This window comes from Streptomyces nanhaiensis, assembly GCF_046614825.1.
GTDB classification, from domain to species: Bacteria; Actinomycetota; Actinomycetes; order Streptomycetales; family Streptomycetaceae; genus Streptomyces; species Streptomyces radiopugnans.
The window spans coordinates 1-892 of sequence record NZ_JBKJFM010000367.1 but is presented as its reverse complement, the minus strand read 5'-3'; the positions used below and the strand labels follow the sequence as shown (position 1 = coordinate 892).

The 892-nt window shown below is 72.1% G+C and carries 1 protein-coding gene; it reads left to right on the top strand.

Going from position 1 to position 892, the window contains the following annotated elements:
• A partial coding sequence (locus ACLIYP_RS30630) for a ketoacyl-synthetase C-terminal extension domain-containing protein (RefSeq protein WP_412716327.1) occupies window positions 1–892 on the top strand: 892 nt, incomplete at both ends.

The window sequence follows — 892 nt, the reverse complement described above, 5'->3', positions numbered from 1 at the left end:
AGCAACGGCCTGACCGCCCCGAACGGCCCCTCCCAGCAGCGGGTGATCCGCCAGGCCCTCGCCAACGCCGGCCTCACCCCCGGCCAGGTCGACGCCGTCGAAGCGCACGGCACCGGCACCAAGCTGGGCGACCCCATCGAGGCGCAGGCCCTGCTGGCCACCTACGGGCAGGACCGCCCGGCCGACCGGCCCCTGTGGCTGGGCTCGGTGAAGTCCAACATCGGCCACACCCAAGCCGCCGCCGGTGCGGCGTCGATCATCAAGATGGTCATGGCACTCAACCAGGGCCTGCTACCGCGCACTTTGCACGTGGACGAGCCGTCCTCCCGTATCGACTGGGAGGCCGGCGCGGTCTCGCTGCTCACCGAAGAGGTGCGTTGGCCTGCGGTGGACCGCCCGCGACGCGTCGGCATCTCCTCCTTCGGCGTCAGCGGCACCAACGCCCACGCCGTGCTGGAGGAGGCTCCGCCCGTCGAGTCGGACGAGGAACAGTCGACCCGTCCGGGTGATGTCATGCCGTGGGTGATCTCCGCCCGGACCGCCGGCGCCCTGCGCGCACAGGCCCGGCAACTCCGCGAGTACGTCGATCAGCGGCCCGAGCTGGGCATCGCCGAGGTGGCCCATGCGCTGGCCACGACCCGGTCCGCGTTCGAGCACCGCGCGGTCGCGGTGGGCGGCAACACCGTCGAACTCCTCAAGGCCCTCGACGCCCTCGTCCAGGGCGAGCCTTCGCCCCACCTCGTGCAGGGCATCGCGTCGGACGAGACCGGCAAGACCGTGTTCGTGTTCCCCGGACAGGGGACGCAATGGGCCGGTATGGGCGCGGACCTCCTGGACACCGTGCCGGTGTTCGCGGAATCCATCGCCCGGTGCGAGACAGCGCTCGCGCCGC